Origin of the sequence: Brucella pecoris, from assembly GCF_006376675.1 — a bacterium.
GTDB lineage: Bacteria > Pseudomonadota > Alphaproteobacteria > Rhizobiales > Rhizobiaceae > Brucella > Brucella pecoris.
Genome location: NZ_VEWK01000004.1, coordinates 32,486 through 48,274 on the forward strand (window position 1 = coordinate 32,486; position 15,789 = coordinate 48,274).

Genomic DNA, 15,789 nt, shown 5'->3' on the forward strand with positions numbered 1-15,789 from the left:
CGCAGACTTGGCGCGCATCAAAGGCGCCGGAAAGGCACGCTCTATAGCATGGTTTGAGGAAATTGCACCCCACCAGATGAAGATGCTCAGGCTTCTCCATTTCCCAGCGTCGAGATTTCATATAGCGTGACCGTCATGCATCCGGACATCATTGAACTGCGATCATTTTACGACACCACGCTGGGCCATCTCGCGGAGCGTGCCATCCGCATGGCACTTGCGGGGCTATGGGGCCACGTACCGGGAGAGCGGCTTGTCGGCATGGGCTACAGCCTGCCCTATCTCGACCGCTTCAGTGCCGATACCGAGCGCACATTCGCGTTCATGCCGGCAGGTCAGGGAGCCGTAGCTTGGCCTTCGGTTGAGAAAACGGCCACCGCTCTCGTCTTCGATGAGGAACTGCCGCTGCCCGATTCCTCGATTGATCGCGTGCTTATGGTCCATGCGCTGGAGTATGCAGAAAACCCGACGGAAACGCTGAAGGAAATGTGGCGCGTCCTTGCCCCCAATGGGCGGCTCGTTATCGTGGTGCCAAACCGCCGCGGGGTTTGGGCCCGCTTCGAACATACACCTTTCGGCAGCGGGCGGCCTTATAGCCGGACGCAGCTAACGACCCTATTGCGTGAGGCGAATTTCACTGTCAACACGGTGAGCGATGCCTTGCATTTTCCACCCGCCACACGCCGATGGATGATGCGGCCTTGTCTCGCACTGGAAGGAATGGGGCGGCGGCTGTGGCCGGTCTTTTCAGGCGTTCTGATAGTCGAGGCGCAGAAACGGCTCTATCAGGGATTGCCTGTCGCTCAACGCTCGTCACGTCGCGTCTTCGTTCCGGTTCTCGCACCGCAAGGAACACCCGTCGGCGGATTGCGGAAAACACCGGCGCAGATCAGCCGGACAGAGAGAAAAAGCTAGGGCATTTGCGCATCATGGCCCGCAAAAACGTACAGTTGCTGCGGTCGGCACGTACTATCGAACAAGGTTTTTCTCGACTTGGACGCAATGGCGGGATATGCCGCCATCGTACAATCAACGTTGACCTTTTGGCGGAGCCAAAAACATGACCGATACGCAGAACCTTACCCGTCCCCAGCCCAAGGCAGGCCTGCTCGATATCGCAGCCTATGTACCCGGCAAGGAACATGTGGAAGGCGTTGCCAAGGTCTATAAACTCTCCTCCAACGAAACGCCGGTAGGCCCAAGCCCGCATGCGGTTGAAGCCTATCGACACGCGGGCGAAAAACTGGAGCTTTATCCCGATGGGCAGGCGTTCGCATTGCGCGAGGCAATTGCCGAAACGCAGGGGCTCAACATGGCCAATATCCTGTGCGGCAACGGCTCCGATGAGCTGCTCGGCCTGATCTGCCAGACCTATCTTGCTCCGGGCGACGAAGCCATCATCACCGAACACGGTTTTGCCGTCTACAAGATCCAGACGCTGGGCGCCGGTGCGACGCCGGTCACGGTCAAGGAGAAGAACGAGCGGATCGATGTGGATGCCATTCTGGCTGGCCTGTCTCCGCGCACGAAGATCGTTTTCATCGCCAATCCAGCCAACCCGACCGGAACCTATCTGCCTTTCGAAGAGGTCCGTCGCCTTCATGCCGGATTGCCGAAGCACGTGCTTCTCGTTCTCGATGCAGCCTATGCCGAATATGTCCGTCGTAACGACTATGAATCAGGCCTCGAGCTCGTTTCATCCAACGAGAACGTCGTCATGACGCGCACCTTCTCAAAAATTCACGGGCTGCCGGGCCTGCGTATCGGCTGGATGTATGCGCCGCTGCACGTGGTTGATGCCGTCAATCGCATTCGCGGACCGTTCAACATGAATTCAGCCGCCATTGCCGCCGGTACTGCGGCCATACGCGACCGCGCCCATGTTGAAAAGTCGATCACCTATAATGACAAATGGCTTGGCTGGCTGACTGAAGAGTTCACCAAGCTCGGTCTTCGGGTAACGCCTTCGGTCACGAATTTCCTGCTGATCCATTTTCCGGGCGATGCCACGCATTCGGCGGACAAGGCTGACGAATGGCTTTCCAGACGTGGCTACATTCTGCGTCGTGTCGGCGGTTACGGTTTTCCCAATGCGTTGCGCATGACGGTCGGACCGGAAGAAGCCAATCGCGGCGTAGTCGCCGCCCTGACCGAATTTTTGAAGTAGAACAATGTCCACGGTCCATTTCAACAAGATCGCCCTGATCGGCATCGGCCTTATCGGTTCATCGCTGGCCCGCGTCATTCGACGTGAAAAGCTCGCAGATCACATCGCTATTGCCACACGCAGCAGTGAAACACTGAAGCGCGCCGAAGAACTGGGACTCGGTGACAGCTACACAACTGACAGTGCCGAAGCCGTCAAGGATGCCGATCTGGTCATCGTGTCGGTTCCGGTCGGCTCATCTGGAACAGTGGCAAGCCAGATCGCGGCAAACCTCAAGCCTGGCGCTATCGTCACCGATGTCGGCTCCACCAAGGCTTCCGTGATCGCGCAGATGCAGCCGGAGCTGCCAGACTATGTGCACTTCATTCCCGGCCACCCATTGGCAGGTACTGAATATTCCGGCCCCGATGCCGGCTTCGCGGAGCTCTTCACCAATCGCTGGTGCATCCTGACACCCCTGCCCGATACGGATGAAGCAGCACTGGAAAAGCTGAGCGACTTCTGGATCGCCTGCGGCTCGCGGCTCGATCGCATGGACCCGCAGCACCACGATCTGGTACTTGCCATCGTCTCGCATCTGCCGCACATCATCGCCTATAATATCGTCGGCACGGCAAGCGATCTGGAACAGGTGACCAAATCGGAAGTCATCAAATATTCCGCTTCCGGTTTCCGCGACTTCACGCGCCTTGCCGCATCCGATCCGACGATGTGGCGCGACGTCTGCCTGCATAACAAGGATGCCATTCTCGAAATGCTCGGGCGCTTTTCGGAGGACCTCGCCTCGCTGCAGCGCTCGATACGCTGGGGTGACGGTGAAGCACTGTTCGATCTTTTCACGCGCACACGCGCTGTCCGGCGCGGCATCATCGATGCGGGTCAGGAAGTGGATGCGCCCGACTTCGGCCGTCAGGCCGCGACGCGCACCAGCGAACAGAAGTAGGAACAACGGATAGGGCAAAAACATACTGCCCTATTGCCTTACTCCCCTATTCCCCTACTCCCCTAAAGAGAAGGCAGTCGCCCGAGCGGAATAAATCCGGCACTGACTTTGCCCTTGCGAACGGCAATCTCCATCACGGGATTGCCGTTTTCGTCTTTCGGCATGGCCGAGAGAGCAAACAGAACGGTCGCGATATTGCCGCCCTGCTCGGGGAATACCGTTTGTCCTGCCTGTGCCAGCGTTTGCGGATTGACCAGCGTAAGCTTTACATCGGCATTGATCAGCCCATCAGGATCAACCGAAAACGGTCCCGCAACTGAAACCATGGCTCCATTGGGCATCGAAAGGAAAGCTTGATTGATGGTGCCGGAATGCCCGCGCAGCCGTTCATGAAAAGGAGCGTCGCCCCTTGCAAGCAGTGTCGCAGCGTCTGACACATCGATATCCGCCACACCGTCGATTTCAGGACTGGTGGCACTGCCGATCACGGCCTTGGCAAGCTTTAATCCAGCAAAGCGACCATTGATCTTCAAGGTGCCATCCGCTTCGCTCATGCGGAAATCCATCTGCTCAAGCGTGCTGAGCGGCTCCGTCGTGGTGGTTTCAGTGCGGAGACCAACCGCGACCTCACGTGCCGCCAACTCGATTTCGGTCGGGAACGGACGGGCGAGCCGGGTACTGGAATTAAACTTGCTCCAGTTGACTTCCAGTGGTTCCAGCCCCGGAAACTCGATGAAGGCAGGTCCGGTCAAGTCGTTCGACAGGGAACGTGGCGCATAGACCGGAGACCCCGAAGTGAAACGTCCGGCACGGAACGACATGCCCTCGGAAGGGCGCTGCCAGGAAATGCTGTCGCAAATGACATTGACGCGCAGCGGATAACCGCCCATGCGCAGGTCTTCGCATTTCACGCCGACACCTTGGGCAGCAAGCTTGGCCATGTCTGCCTTGGCCCGCACCTCAAGCCTGTTTGCTATATAGAACCAGCCCGCCGTATAGCCAGCGATCAAGACAACCAGAATGACGATAAGCGCTATGGGACGCTTTCTGGCTTTCGGTGCGTTCATTCGAGTGTGCGCCATTTCAAAAGCCTTACATTATCAGACGGTTGTTTCGAAGAGCCTCGCTCCCGGTTCAGAATGATTATTCCAACACCGTTATGTTTGCTCCTCCCGACTGTTGGCCATATTATGGCAGGAATGTGCCTTGTGAAGGGATTGAGCAGAAAAATCGAGGGATATCCGTTGATTACCGGTGGAAATCAGCGTTCACTAAATCATTATGGATACCCTCATGACCACACGCCTCGATGACGGACGAATGAATGATTTCTGGGTTTTCGGCTATGGGTCGCTGATGTGGCGGCCGGGCTTTGCGCATGTGGAAACCGTGCGCGCACGTCTTTATGGCTACAGGCGCAGCCTCTGCATCTATTCGCACGTTCATCGTGGAACACCAGACCATCCCGGTCTGGTCCTCGGTCTGGATGCCGGTGGTTCGTGCCTCGGCATTGCTTTTCGCGTGCCCGGCGACATGACCGATGAAGTGATGACCTATCTGCGCGAACGTGAAATGTCGAACCAGGTTTACCACGAGAGGCATCTTCGCCTGCGTCTCAACGACGGGCGCAATGTCGACGCGGTCACCTATGTGGCCGACCGTCGTCACCTGCAATATGCCGGATCGCTCTCAGCCGAGAATGCAGCGGCAATCGTCGCATCCGCCCGTGGCGATTCTGGCGCCAATGTGGATTACGTCACCAATACGCTCCAGCATCTGCGCAATATGCGTGTGCGCGACCACTGGCTGGAGCATGTCAACGATCTCATTTACCGCAATATTCAACGACAATCGGACGATTCGAGCGACTAAAAGAGCGCACCGCACTTCTCAAAAATTCGGACGGCCGCGCGCTCAGCCCTTGTTCTTGCCCCATGCAACCGCTACATCTCGGCCAATTGCCAAGGAGGCCTCCATGATCGCATTGTTTCGCACCATTGATTTGGCGCTCGATATCTACACCTATATCATTATTGCGAGTGCCATTTTCTCATGGCTCTATGCGTTCAATGTCGTTAATTCCGGCAACCGCTTCGTGGCCTCGATCGGTGAGTTTCTCTACAAGGTGACGGAACCCGTTTTACGCCCGATCCGTAATATTCTGCCCAATCTCGGCGGAATCGATATTTCGCCGATTGTCCTGCTGCTGATTATCTTCTTCATCCGCCAGTTCATGTGGACGACGCTGCTGCCGCTTTTCCTGTAAGCGTGCACGACTGTTCAAAAGCTCACGTTCACAAGCCCACAAACAAAAGCGCCCGGACATTGCCGGGCGCTTTTGTTTTATGCAGATCGGAGAGCTATCGCTTACTTGCCCTTGGCGCGTTCGATAGCTTCAACAATGAACTTGCGTGCGTAATCTTCGTCGCCCCAGTCACCGATCTTGACCCACTTGCCGGGTTCCAGATCCTTGTAGTGTTCGAAGAAGTGCGCGATCTGCTTCAGAGTAATCTCCGGCATATCGGTATAGTCGTGGATCTTCTCGTAGCGGCGCGTCAGGTGTGGCGACGGAACTGCGATGATCTTCTCGTCCTTGCCGGAATTGTCTTCCATGACCAGAACGCCGATCGGGCGTACATTGATCACGCAGCCAGGAACCAGCGGACGGGTGTTGCAGACGAGAACGTCAATCGGATCGCCGTCTTCCGAAAGCGTATGCGGCACGAAGCCGTAATTACCCGGATAGGTCATTGGCGTGTAGAGGAAGCGATCGACGATGAGGGCGCCGGCTTTCTTGTCCATCTCGTACTTGATCGGCTGGCCGCCGACAGGCACTTCAATGATGACGTTGACGTCTTCAGGAGGATTGGAGCCGATGGAGATGGCATCAATATTCATGATGTGTCCTTTCGTGTCGGGCTCTGATAACGGGTTTCAAGGTTGCGCGCAAGAAAAACGAAAGTTCTAGAAAACGCGGCGAATTGTCGTTCTCGCAACGCAATTGAACGTGATCAGGCCGTTAACATGCTGTGAAGGTTAAGCGCCGAGCTCGTTCAATCGTTGAACGGCGGTCGGTGGCATGGGTGGTGGATTAGGATCGCGGCTGGCAGCGACCAGAAATTCATCGCAAGCCGTCTCGGTCGTTTCGATCAATCGTTTGAGGAATTCTTCCTTCGGAAGGCCCGGCGGGATAGGTGGCAGAATACGGGCACGAACGGTTCCGGGATAGCGCAGGAACTTGCGACGCGGCCAGTAGAGGCCGGCATTATGCGCGATCGGCACAACCGGGAGATTGAGCGCTTCGTAGAGATGGACGATGCCGTATTTGTACTGCGGCGGAGCGCCCGGTGCCCGGCGCGTTCCTTCGGGATAGATGAGAATCTGGCGACCTTCCGCAATCGCCTTTTCCGCGCCCTTGGTGATGGAATGCAGCGCCTTCACACGGGAACCGCGATCGACCGGTATCATCTGCATCTTGGCGATATACCAGCCGAAAAGTGGAATGCGCATCAGTTCCCGCTTCAGGATCAGCACAGGATCATCGAGATACGGCAGGAAAGCGTAGGTGTCCCAGGCAGACTGGTGCTTGGGCGCACAAATGTAAGCTCCTTCGGGAATGTTCTCCAATCCCTCGACCACATAGTCGGTGCCCACGATATGCTTCTGGAGCCAGAGATTGACCCGTGCCCACAGCTTCGGCACGATCCAGGCCTTCTTGCGGGGCAGGAGAAAATAGAAAGGCGTATAGACGATCATCTGAACCAGTGTGCAGATATAAAACGCCGCATTGAACACGATTGAGCGCAGATAGAGAAGCATCTGTCGGCGGAGACCCTGGCTAAAGCATTCCCGCTCCCGGCTGGCGGGAAACGATCATGCGCAAATTCTGGACTTTCTTCAGAAAGTGACGGCATCGATATATCAGGAAGATCGGCCATTTCCATCAGGAAATCGTAATCCGGCGGTGAGATCAGTTCTCGGTCGTTGCGCTGTGCTCGGGCTGTGTTCCAAACAGTTCGGTCGTACCCACGCGAACGGCGGCTCCGAGATATTTCACATATTCGATGAAGAGCACACGCAATGTGTCGCCTTCGGCAACCCAGCTATGTTCGCGGCGCTCGCCATTCACGACCGGATAGGGAATGAATTCCACGTCTTTCATGCGATAAGACATTTCCAGCGTGCTGCGCGGAATGTGATAGTTGTTGGTGACCAGGATCACACGACGATAATTGTTGCTACGGATCCAGCGTTCGCTTTCGGCCGCATTGCCGATGGTGTTGAGGGCCGACCGATCGAGATCAACACAACAATCGAACAAGCTCTGGTCGGCATGGGTCGCACGCTGCAGTGCTTTTTCATTGGTCGCCGGATGAACGCCGCTGATGAGGAGGCGCTTTCCCCGCTTGTCCTTCAGGAGGTCGACCGCAGCCTGAATTCTGGACTGGCCACCGGTCAGGACGATAATCGCATCGGCAGGTTCGTCGATGACGGGAGGCTGCATGCTGGTAACCTTTTCGCCGAACGCGACGAAGCCGACGAGAAACGCCAGAAGAATTATAAACAAGACGATGGAAACGGGTTGGAAACGTCTGAACATGCGCATCATGACAGACCATAGGAAATTGCCGGACGCAAGTGCAAAGGATTGCAGGGGAATGCCGTTCCGGCTGCGGCGCCAGACCACATCTCCCGTGGAAAATCCGTTCGCTGTCTGCCTCTGTGCCACTGCATCGTCACTCGACCGGTGCCCGCCCGATAGCGCTTGCGGGATTCGCGTACCATCTCTTCTTTCATCATAGCCAGCATTGCGGCGAGAAGTCGGAGAAACAGCCGAAAATCTTGCTTTGAAAGCACCTGTGTCCGAGAAGGCCCTCATTCAGAGCGCACTCCCGGCCCATCCATGGTAGCAAGCTGACGGATCACCGTCAGCCGGCTGGTCAGCATGGTCAGGAAACTGACCAGAATGATGATGATGGCAGCCCCGATATAGCCGTTGCGCCCAATGGCGAAATTGCCGAACAGGGCCGCTGCCTGATCGCCTTCGGGTGTCGCCATGCGGCTCGATGCCCACCAGGAAAAGATCAGGAAGACCAGCATTGCTGCCGCTCCTCCACACAGAGCGCCCTTCAATGCGGTACGAAAGAAATGCCATTCGAACTCGCGCGCCACAAATTTCGATTCCGCGCCGATGAAATGCAATACCTCAATAATGTGCCCGTTGCCCGACATCGCGCCGCGTGTGGCAAAGATTACCGTCAAGACGGTCGCGGCGATCACAAGCGAGAGAACGCCCGTGCCGACGAACACCGTCGTATGCGCCATGGAGACGAGCCGGTCGACCCAGGTGCGATGATCGTCGAAGGACGCAGCCGGAATAGCACGTGTGATTTCAGCGCGCATGGTTTCAAAATCAGGCGGTGCATTTTCATCGATCGTGACGACGACAAGGCGCGGCACAGGCAGTTCATCGATATTAAGACCACTGCCGAGCCATGGTTCGAGCAGGCGTGCGGTCGCATCCTTGTCGACAATAGTTGTGCTTTTCACACCGGCAAACCCGCGCGCGATGTCACTTGCCTGAGCCAGAGCCTTCTCCATGTCCTGTCCATCGACAGGCCGTATCTGGATCGTGGCCTCTCGAGCGATCTGGCTCTGCCAGGCAGCAGCCGAGGCGCGAACGAGTGTCACGCCGCCCATCGTCAGACATGCCAGAAAGGTCATGATGGCGATAACAATGACAAGTGCGGTGCCCGTAACGCTGCCATCGGGAACGATGGGACTTGGCCCCTGACGTTTCCGGCGCTTGCCGATACGGACGAGCACCATATCCTTGAGGTCTTCAAGACGAACCCGAATATCATCCAGCGTGCGCTGCCAGGCCTTCCTTGCATCAATCATAGATGTCGAGCCGCCCATGTTCTAGGATCATGCGCCGCGCATCGACCTGATCCATCAGGGAAAGGTCGTGGGTCGCGATGATAACAGCCGTGCCCGAACGGTTCAGCTCGGTGAAAAGGCGCAGGAGGCGCTTTGCGAGCGGTGGATCGACATTCCCGGTCGGTTCGTCGGCCAAAAGCAGTTCTGGCTGATCAATAAGCGCTCGAGCAATTGCGGCACGCTGCTTTTCACCGCCTGAAAGAACCGGCGGCAGTACATTCATGCGGTCGCCGAGCCCAACCCAATGCAGAAGCTCCTCCACCTCATGGCGGTAGGTTGCCTCTTCCTTTCCGCGCACCCGCAGCGGAAGAGCCACGTTCTCATAGGTGGTCATATGGTCAAGCAGGCGAAAATCCTGAAACACAATACCGATGCGGCGGCGCAAAAGCGGAATTTCGGCATGATTGAGCCGTGCAACGTCCTTGCCAAAAATATTGATAAGACCGCGCGTCGGCTTCAGCGCCATGAAGAGAAGGCGCATGAGCGAAGTCTTTCCCGCCCCGGAAGGGCCGGTCAGAAACTGGAATGAACGCGGCGGAATATGGAAACTGACATCGCGCAGGATCTCAGAACCCATTCCATATCGCAGGCCGACATTCTCAAAACGTATCACCGGCTGTTTCTCTTAAATTGTCCGCGCGTTTTGAAGACGAACGGATGACATCGATATCAGATCGACCTTTATCCTCTATGGTTAATGTTGCGTTAAATCCGGGTGCGCGCGCTTCAAAAAAATACGTGAACGAAGCTGCCCCCATGAAGCATTAACCATTATGAGCCAGTGTATAACACCGGTCGAAGCGGCGAAAAACGCAAAGGAAGATGACGTCATGATGGCGAAACAACCATCGACAGCGCAGATTTCGCGCACGCCTTCGCGTGGACAGCTTCCTGTAGCATGGTTTACTTCCAATGCCGGGCCGGTCGAGGACGCAGAATTCGAAACCATTGTTCCCGCCTCTGCGCCCCGAAAATCTTTCTCGCCCAGTATTTCGGAAATGCCGCTCATCAAACGAAAATCTGTGTCTGAAGCATATCTCGCCAGCGAATGGCCAGGATTCGGATATTGGGTTTTCGTCGCTCTTTGCGCGACAACCGCTTTCTGGGTAGCTGGCGGATATACGTTGCTTTCCGACAAGAGGCCCGCCCTCTCCGTCGAACAATCGACACTGCCGCTCATTTCAGCGCTTCAGCTCACAGAACTGAAAACCAGTGTCGGAATACGTGACAAGGGTGACGTTTTGAGTGTTGCTGGACGCATCCTGAACAACACAACCAAAGAACGCGCCGCGCCACCGCTGATCGTCACGATTATCTATAGCGACGGCAGCAAGCGCGAACGTCCTCTGGCCTCGGGAGAAGCAATGCTGAAACCAGGTGGATATATCGACTTCGAAACAATGTTCCCGGCTCTGCGCGGCACAATCGAAAAAGTCGATGTCCGGTTGGCCAGCCCGGCCTGACGCGATGCGTGGATTCAATAAGTCAGAGCGACCTTTGTGCGTCCAAATGGACGCACGGCGCTCTATTGCCAGCAACCCAAATTACGCCCCTTAAGATTGTGCGCATCAATATCGACCACAAGACGCGGGTCTTCACGCAAAAGAACCAGTGTCGTGCGCTGCTTGAGATCGATTTTCTGCCAGCCCGTGCATTCAGTCGGCATCGGGGTGGTGTCGATCTTCACCTTCTCCGTCCATGCCGTCGCCGTGCAACCCGACAAGGCTGCAATAATCGGAACGACTTTGACAACCCCCAAAACAAGCCTTTGCGCTTTCGTCCCAGGATGAGTGTTCAAGGCTGACAACTCCTATCTGCCCCGCGAAATCACCTGCCAATTGCACGTGCACTGGCCAGCGTCGCCCATTCGACAGTTGTGCTTATAACGTGCCGCCGCCCCTCTCCGCAATATCGCTGAACTGGTTCGACACCGTTTAGAGCGCATCCCGAAAAGTGTGAAACGGTTTTCGAAAAAGATGCGCGTTAAAACAAATATTTAGAGCTCCGACCTGTTTCAATCAGTTCGAAACGCGCTCCAAAGAACAGACCAATCAACGCCTACCATCCCTCGGCACCCAATTTGGAAGAGTTATAAAAGCAATTACGAATATAAGAAGAATAGCTTTCTCGTTTACTGAAATGACTGGTCAAACCCACAGAAAACGGCCACGACATAACAAGTTAAACAAGATTGATCGAAGAAAAATACAATTATATGCTTCTCGTTAAATGATTCGCATGCGACAGTTTCACTACACCAACCTTGGGGACTTTCATGCTCAATAAATTGTCGGCTGAATTTTTCGGAACGTTCTGGCTCGTTTTCGGGGGTTGCGGCAGCGCGATCCTCGCCGCAGCCTTCCCTGAACTGGGCATCGGCTTTCTTGGCGTCGCCCTCGCTTTCGGTCTGACGGTCCTTACAATGGCCTACGCCGTCGGCGGCATTTCCGGCGGCCATTTCAACCCCGCCGTCTCGTTGGGCCTCATGGTGGCTGGCCGTCTTCCGGCCAAAGACCTGATCCCTTACTGGGTCGCGCAGGTTCTGGGTGCCATTGCGGCCGCAGCCGTGCTCTTCCTCATCGCTTCGGGCAAGGAAGGCTTCTCGGCCGGTGGCCTCGCCTCGAACGGCTATGGTGAACTTTCGCCTGGCGGTTACAGTATGATGGCTGGCCTGCTGATCGAAATCATCCTGACGGCCTTTTTCCTCATCATCATCCTGGGCTCCACCTCGTCGCTGGCTCCGGCTGGCTTTGCCCCGATTGCCATCGGTCTTGGCCTGACCTTGATCCATCTGATTTCGATCCCAGTCACCAATACATCGGTCAACCCGGCCCGCTCGACCGGCGTTGCGCTCTTCGCCGAAACGGCAGCGCTCAGCCAGCTTTGGCTGTTTTGGCTTGCACCACTCGTCGGCGCCGCGATCGGCGCGATCATCTGGAAAGGCTTGCTCGGCAAGGATTGATCCAGAACCATAACAATGAAAGGTCGGTTGAAACCGGCCTTTCATGCTTTCTGGCTACCCTTGGACTGTCTCGAACAGATCCCAAAAAATGGTTCCGATCATGGGAAGGATGCTGTAAGTAACATCTATCTTCTTGTTGTCGCGCATTGTCCAACGCAAAACCGCTACGCACTTTTGCTGGAAATGCCCTAGATGTTGTGAGCGATGTCCCCCTCCACCGATGCTTCTCCTGCGGATCGTTACGCAGCATTCCGGCACTCTGCCTTCAAAAAATATTGGGGCGCCCGTTTCCTGAGCGCATTTGCGGTTCAAATCGTAAGTGTTTCGGTTGGCTGGCAGATCTACGATCTGACCCGCGACGCCTTCAATCTGGGCATGGTCGGACTGGTACAATTTCTACCGGCCCTGCTGCTGGTTCTGGTAACCGGCGCTGCTGCCGACCGCTTCGGCAGGCGCTTCATCATGGGCCTGTCGCTTATCCTGGAAAGTGTCGTGACGGCGTTGCTGCTCGGTCTGACTCTTGCAGGCCTGTTCGAGCCCCTGACCGTCTTTGCAGCACTGACACTTTTTGGCGTAGCGCGTGCATTTCTCGGACCTTCCTCAGCATCGCTGGTGGTCAATCTCGTGCCGACGGAGGATTTCGCCAACGCCGTTTCCTGGAATTCATCTGCATGGCAAGTGGCGACAATCGTCGGTCCGGTCGCAGGTGGCTTGCTTTATGGAATTTCGCCCGTTGCGGCTTATTCCGTCGCAACGGTATTCCTGCTGTTCGGCTCCTTCCTGATCTTTTCCATTCCAAAGCCCAAACAGCACACGCTTGCCGAACAGCGCTCATTGACAAGCATGCTGGCGGGTTTCCGATATATATGGAAGGAAAAGATCGTCCTTGGTGCGATTTCGCTCGACCTTTTCGCCGTTCTTCTCGGCGGGACAGTGGCTCTATTGCCGATTTATGCACGCGACATCCTCGATCTTGGCCCCTGGGGGCTGGGATTGCTGCGCTCCGCTCCCGGTATAGGCGCGGTTCTGACTGCGGTCTGGCTGGCCGGGCATCCGATCCGCGACCATGCAGGCCGCGTGATGTTCGTCTTCGTCGGTCTCTTCGGCTTCTTCAATATTATCTTCGGCGTCTCGACCCTGACATGGCTGTCGGTCGTTGCCCTGGCACTTGCGGGCGCGGCTGACATGATCAGCGTCTATATCCGTGAAACGCTGATGCAGCTTTGGACACCTGATCACGTGCGTGGCCGGGTCAATGCCGTCAATATGGTCTTTGTCGGCGCATCAAACGAACTCGGCGAATTTCGCGCCGGTCTGATGGCCGCAGCCATCGGCGCTGTTCCCGCCGTTGTCATTGGCGGGTTGGGATCAATCGCCGTTGCGGTCGCCTGGGCTGCCATGTTCCCGCAATTGCGCAAGGCCCGTCACCTGCAGGGACGGACCTGATCGTTGGAAATATAAGAATCCGTCAGGACGCAGGCGTGCTGCGGTTCGCCTTGTCCATGCGATCCTGAATAATGTTGCGGTCGTCTTCCCGAATGCCGATAAGTTCGGCAACCCGCCACATCACGTCGGCCTCGACTTCGCTCACCTTACCGTCGGCATAGACCATCTCCCACATCAGGGCGACCAGGTCGAGACGGGCCTGATAATCGAGCTGCCGCTTCAAAACCAACGTAAAATCGGACAGGTCGATCGCTTCCTGATCAGCTTTTTCCGCCGCACGGATGAGCCGTTTCAGACTGTCGCCCTTCAGGCCATATTTCTGCGACAGCATTGATGAGAGCTTCTTGCGCTCGCTTTCGCGCGTTTCGCCGTCGGCATCCATGATGTGATAGAGCAAAGCAGCAGCAGCCAGTCTCGGATCGTCATTGGAAAATTTTTCGCTCCGGTCGCGAAAACCATTTGCGGGAAGTTCTTTCAAAAAATCCAGGAGACGATCGAACATTCAACCTCGCTGCCACATTCACTGCTTGTCGACCGGAACGGCGATTCCGGCATCCTTTGTTAGCAAGATTGAAGGTAACGGGCTGAAAACGCCAAGCAAGGCGATAAACGGTTTGCACAGCCGTTTGTCGCCCAAGAGATGTGTCGCGTTGTTTTTCGGCAACGCTTAGCAGAGCAGAATCAAAAAAGTCTCAATCCGCTCTGGGCTTTCTGTGAAGGCTTGCTTTCCTCGACGCCCGGATCGTCCACCACAATATGCGCGCGGCGCGGCTCATCATCCGCATCATCGTCGGCCATAGGTGGCTCCATCCTTTCGACCGTCCTTGCCGGAGGGGCTGACGACACTTTGACGGGCTCGGCAGCAGGCACGACTTCGGCTTCCTCCACATCACGAACAAGCGGTTTGCTCTCCACACTGTCGGATATATCCACCATATCAGCCTTGTCTTTCGGCTCAGCCAGAACAAGTGGATTGATCGGCTTTGCTTCCACCGGTCCCTTGATTTCTGGCTTTTCCGCTTCAATAGCCGGAGCGAGTTCCACCACTGGAACCTTCCACTCGAAACTGTTGAGCCGCCCCGTGACCGGCGATACAGGCGACCATTGTTCGGAAACATAGCCGTCAGCGGTCCAGGCGGGGTCACGCGGTGCCTTGACCGCACGCGCCAGCCATTCACGAACCTTGCCCTGATCGCCGGTTTCGGCTTCTTCAATATCGGCAAGCAGCAGATAAGCGCTCTCGCGTGGTGAAGCGCGCAGAACCTGCTCGGCATTGTCGCGGGCAAGACGATAATCGCCTGCTTCATAGGCGGCACGCGCCAGAGCAAGACTGCCCTCGGCATTGTTGGAGCGCAGCGATACAAGATGTTTTGCACGCTTCAGGCGATCCTGTGTGGTATCGCCAGACCGGGCGTAGACATAGGTCGAAGCAATGTCGGGATGCGGAAACCGTTTCCAGGCCGCTTCGAGAATTTTCGAACCTTTCCGTACATCACCATCGGCGAAAAGCGCACGCGCGGCAACCACGGCAGCAGGCACCAGATCGGGCGCGATTTTGTTCGCCTCAAGCGCCAGCGCCTTTGCCTGCGCATGATCGACATCGACCATCGCCATCGCCTTGGCGGTCAAAAGCGCGGCGCGTTCCTTCTTCACGACATCCTTGCTATGGGCGAGCGCCTGCTTGCGTGCATCGACAAGCTTCAGCGCCGCATCCCAATCGCCCTCGGCACAAAGCTGCCCCATCATGGCCGACGAGGCCCATTCAAGTTGCGGTGCTTGGCTGACGGCTTCGGCAGCATAATGACGAGCGGCATCGCGAGCGCCAACACGCTGGGCTTCGATATAAAGCCCACGCAAACCGAGCAGTCGTGTCTCGGGATCATCCACCATCGCCTCGAAACCCTTGCGGGCATCTTCCGTACGCCCTTCCAGCATCGCGGTTTGCACTTCCAGAAGCTTTATCAGCGGTTCCTGGTCGGAGCTGAGCAATTTGCCCGCCTGCTTCGTCATACGGCGCGCTGCTTCCGCATCGCCGGCACCGGCTGCAATCAGTCCGGTCGACAGCGACTGATAGCCACGATCGCGCTTGCGAGCACGAAAATGCCTGCGCAGCGTGTAGGGCGACTGGATGATACTCTTGACCAGCCACCACAGGATGAGAATGGCCGCGACAATGGCAACGATTCCCGCAACGGCAGTTATCAGGGGCACATTGTAGTGGTTGCCCGCGAAGGTGACATCAAGTTCGCCCGGACGATCCGCAAGCCAGGCAAAGCCGAAGCCGAGCGCAGCAACGATGAAGAGATAAAACAGGACACGCAGCATCGGCCC

The 15,789-nt window shown here is 56.4% G+C and carries 17 protein-coding genes; 8 read left to right on the forward strand and 9 right to left on the reverse strand.

What is annotated here, in order from left to right:
* Window positions 1-135 precede the first annotated feature (135 nt).
* The 3 genes from FIB18_RS09085 to FIB18_RS09095 all read left to right on the forward strand — a co-directional run bounded on the left by FIB18_RS09085 (window position 136) and on the right by FIB18_RS09095 (window position 3,110).
* Window positions 136-915, forward strand: a complete 780-nt coding sequence (locus FIB18_RS09085) for a class I SAM-dependent methyltransferase (protein WP_140020759.1) — start codon at window positions 136-138, stop codon at window positions 913-915.
* A gap of 145 nt (window positions 916-1,060) precedes the next feature.
* Complete coding sequence (hisC, locus tag FIB18_RS09090; protein ID WP_140020406.1) at window positions 1,061-2,167, forward strand: histidinol-phosphate transaminase; 1,107 nt, start codon at window positions 1,061-1,063, stop codon at window positions 2,165-2,167.
* A gap of 4 nt (window positions 2,168-2,171) precedes the next feature.
* Window positions 2,172-3,110 (forward strand): prephenate/arogenate dehydrogenase family protein, encoded by a 939-nt coding sequence (locus FIB18_RS09095; protein WP_140020407.1) that lies wholly within the window; start codon window positions 2,172-2,174, stop codon window positions 3,108-3,110.
* Between the two features lie 62 nt (window positions 3,111-3,172).
* On the opposite strand, the gene FIB18_RS09100 is transcribed toward FIB18_RS09095, so the two are convergent.
* Complete coding sequence (locus FIB18_RS09100) at window positions 3,173-4,177, reverse strand: DUF2125 domain-containing protein (RefSeq protein ID WP_235894862.1); 1,005 nt, start codon at window positions 4,175-4,177, stop codon at window positions 3,173-3,175.
* 226 nt (window positions 4,178-4,403) lie between these two features.
* Here FIB18_RS09100 and FIB18_RS09105 point away from each other — a divergent pair, with 226 nt between their 5' ends.
* The gene (locus FIB18_RS09105) at window positions 4,404-4,982 is read left to right on the forward strand and encodes a gamma-glutamylcyclotransferase (protein ID WP_140020409.1); all 579 of its coding nucleotides are present in this window, start codon (window positions 4,404-4,406) and stop codon (window positions 4,980-4,982) included.
* A 103-nt stretch (window positions 4,983-5,085) separates the two neighbouring features.
* Window positions 5,086-5,376: a YggT family protein gene (locus FIB18_RS09110; protein ID WP_010657538.1), complete on the forward strand. Its 291-nt coding sequence runs from the start codon at window positions 5,086-5,088 to the stop codon at window positions 5,374-5,376.
* A gap of 101 nt (window positions 5,377-5,477) precedes the next feature.
* On the opposite strand, the gene ppa is transcribed toward FIB18_RS09110, so the two are convergent.
* The 5 genes from ppa to ftsE all read right to left on the reverse strand — a co-directional run bounded on the left by ppa (window position 5,478) and on the right by ftsE (window position 9,627).
* Complete coding sequence (ppa, locus tag FIB18_RS09115) at window positions 5,478-6,008, reverse strand: inorganic diphosphatase (RefSeq protein ID WP_010657539.1); 531 nt, start codon at window positions 6,006-6,008, stop codon at window positions 5,478-5,480.
* Window positions 6,009-6,146: 138 nt separating this feature from the next.
* Window positions 6,147-6,929, reverse strand: a complete 783-nt coding sequence (locus tag FIB18_RS09120) for a lysophospholipid acyltransferase family protein (RefSeq protein WP_140020410.1) — start codon at window positions 6,927-6,929, stop codon at window positions 6,147-6,149.
* Between the two features lie 151 nt (window positions 6,930-7,080).
* Window positions 7,081-7,989 carry a YdcF family protein gene (locus FIB18_RS09125; RefSeq protein ID WP_140020411.1) on the reverse strand — a complete coding sequence of 303 codons (909 nt, stop codon included), beginning with the start codon at window positions 7,987-7,989 and terminating at the stop codon, window positions 7,081-7,083.
* Window positions 7,986-9,011 (reverse strand): cell division protein FtsX, encoded by a 1,026-nt coding sequence (locus FIB18_RS09130; protein WP_235894863.1) that lies wholly within the window; start codon window positions 9,009-9,011, stop codon window positions 7,986-7,988. Before FIB18_RS09130 ends, FIB18_RS09125 begins: the two co-directional genes overlap by 4 nt.
* Window positions 9,004-9,627 (reverse strand): cell division ATP-binding protein FtsE, encoded by a 624-nt coding sequence (ftsE, locus tag FIB18_RS09135; RefSeq protein WP_210296078.1) that lies wholly within the window; start codon window positions 9,625-9,627, stop codon window positions 9,004-9,006. The genes FIB18_RS09130 and ftsE overlap by 8 nt, the downstream gene beginning before the upstream one ends.
* A gap of 253 nt (window positions 9,628-9,880) precedes the next feature.
* Here ftsE and FIB18_RS09140 point away from each other — a divergent pair, with 253 nt between their 5' ends.
* Window positions 9,881-10,513: a hypothetical protein gene (locus tag FIB18_RS09140; RefSeq protein ID WP_235894864.1), complete on the forward strand. Its 633-nt coding sequence runs from the start codon at window positions 9,881-9,883 to the stop codon at window positions 10,511-10,513.
* A 62-nt stretch (window positions 10,514-10,575) separates the two neighbouring features.
* Here FIB18_RS09140 and FIB18_RS09145 read toward each other — a convergent pair whose 3' ends face one another.
* A complete protein-coding gene (locus FIB18_RS09145) occupies window positions 10,576-10,848 on the reverse strand; it encodes a hypothetical protein (RefSeq protein ID WP_140020415.1) in 273 nt (90 codons plus the stop codon).
* Between the two features lie 477 nt (window positions 10,849-11,325).
* Between FIB18_RS09145 and aqpZ the strand changes: the two genes are divergently transcribed.
* The gene (gene aqpZ / locus FIB18_RS09150) at window positions 11,326-12,012 is read left to right on the forward strand and encodes an aquaporin Z (RefSeq protein ID WP_140020416.1); all 687 of its coding nucleotides are present in this window, start codon (window positions 11,326-11,328) and stop codon (window positions 12,010-12,012) included.
* A 204-nt stretch (window positions 12,013-12,216) separates the two neighbouring features.
* On the forward strand, window positions 12,217-13,458 hold the full coding sequence (locus tag FIB18_RS09155) for an MFS transporter (protein ID WP_140020417.1): 1,242 nt from the start codon (window positions 12,217-12,219) through the stop codon (window positions 13,456-13,458).
* Window positions 13,459-13,480: 22 nt separating this feature from the next.
* On the opposite strand, the gene FIB18_RS09160 is transcribed toward FIB18_RS09155, so the two are convergent.
* On the reverse strand, window positions 13,481-13,960 hold the full coding sequence (locus FIB18_RS09160) for a tellurite resistance TerB family protein (protein ID WP_140020418.1): 480 nt from the start codon (window positions 13,958-13,960) through the stop codon (window positions 13,481-13,483).
* A gap of 179 nt (window positions 13,961-14,139) precedes the next feature.
* The gene (locus FIB18_RS09165; RefSeq protein WP_140020419.1) at window positions 14,140-15,783 is read right to left on the reverse strand and encodes a heme biosynthesis protein HemY; all 1,644 of its coding nucleotides are present in this window, start codon (window positions 15,781-15,783) and stop codon (window positions 14,140-14,142) included.
* Window positions 15,784-15,789 lie beyond the last annotated feature (6 nt).

Coding starts and splice junctions, on each gene's coding strand:
- FIB18_RS09165 (WP_140020419.1), bottom strand. CDS start 15,783: ATGCTGCGTGTCCTGTTTTATCTCTTCATCGTTGCTGCGCTCGGCTTC.
- FIB18_RS09140 (WP_235894864.1), top strand. CDS start 9,881: ATGATGGCGAAACAACCATCGACAGCGCAGATTTCGCGCACGCCTTCG.
- FIB18_RS09085 (WP_140020759.1), top strand. CDS start 136: ATGCATCCGGACATCATTGAACTGCGATCATTTTACGACACCACGCTG.
- ppa (WP_010657539.1), bottom strand. CDS start 6,008: ATGAATATTGATGCCATCTCCATCGGCTCCAATCCTCCTGAAGACGTC.
- FIB18_RS09155 (WP_140020417.1), top strand. CDS start 12,217: ATGTCCCCCTCCACCGATGCTTCTCCTGCGGATCGTTACGCAGCATTC.
- FIB18_RS09130 (WP_235894863.1), bottom strand. CDS start 9,011: ATGATTGATGCAAGGAAGGCCTGGCAGCGCACGCTGGATGATATTCGG.
- FIB18_RS09105 (WP_140020409.1), top strand. CDS start 4,404: ATGACCACACGCCTCGATGACGGACGAATGAATGATTTCTGGGTTTTC.
- FIB18_RS09125 (WP_140020411.1), bottom strand. CDS start 7,989: ATGAGGGCCTTCTCGGACACAGGTGCTTTCAAAGCAAGATTTTCGGCT.
- FIB18_RS09120 (WP_140020410.1), bottom strand. CDS start 6,929: ATGCTTCTCTATCTGCGCTCAATCGTGTTCAATGCGGCGTTTTATATC.
- FIB18_RS09160 (WP_140020418.1), bottom strand. CDS start 13,960: ATGTTCGATCGTCTCCTGGATTTTTTGAAAGAACTTCCCGCAAATGGT.
- FIB18_RS09095 (WP_140020407.1), top strand. CDS start 2,172: ATGTCCACGGTCCATTTCAACAAGATCGCCCTGATCGGCATCGGCCTT.
- aqpZ (WP_140020416.1), top strand. CDS start 11,326: ATGCTCAATAAATTGTCGGCTGAATTTTTCGGAACGTTCTGGCTCGTT.
- hisC (WP_140020406.1), top strand. CDS start 1,061: ATGACCGATACGCAGAACCTTACCCGTCCCCAGCCCAAGGCAGGCCTG.
- FIB18_RS09110 (WP_010657538.1), top strand. CDS start 5,086: ATGATCGCATTGTTTCGCACCATTGATTTGGCGCTCGATATCTACACC.
- ftsE (WP_210296078.1), bottom strand. CDS start 9,627: ATGGGTTCTGAGATCCTGCGCGATGTCAGTTTCCATATTCCGCCGCGT.
- FIB18_RS09100 (WP_235894862.1), bottom strand. CDS start 4,177: ATGAACGCACCGAAAGCCAGAAAGCGTCCCATAGCGCTTATCGTCATT.